Source organism: Shewanella sp. S1-49-MNA-CIBAN-0167, assembly GCF_040310145.1.
In the GTDB taxonomy this organism is placed as follows: domain Bacteria; phylum Pseudomonadota; class Gammaproteobacteria; order Enterobacterales; family Shewanellaceae; genus Shewanella; species Shewanella psychromarinicola.
The window spans coordinates 1-269 of record NZ_JBEOPO010000285.1 but is presented as its reverse complement, the minus strand read 5'-3'; the positions used below and the strand labels follow the sequence as shown (position 1 = coordinate 269).

Genomic DNA, 269 nt, shown 5'->3' with positions numbered 1-269 from the left:
ATGCTGTAGTTACCACGTCCATCAAAAGACTTAGCACTTACGCCACGGAAGTCGCGAATACGTGGGATAGCGATTGATACCAAACGCTCAAAAAAGTCCCACATACGTTCGCCACGTAGGGTTACTTTACAACCTATCGGGTAACCTTCACGCACTTTGAAGCCAGCAACAGATTTGCGTGCTTTAGTGATTAAAGGTTTCTGACCAGAGATTGCAGCTAGATCCGCAACAGCGTTATCTAGAATTTTCTTGTCAGCTAGGGCTTCGCC

General features: G+C 46.5%; 1 protein-coding gene. It reads right to left on the bottom strand.

The genetic code is table 11. The features are described from left to right. The coding region (gene rpl5 / locus AAEZ00_RS21330) for a large ribosomal subunit protein uL5 (protein WP_351089914.1) at positions 1–269 on the bottom strand (269 nt) is incomplete at both ends.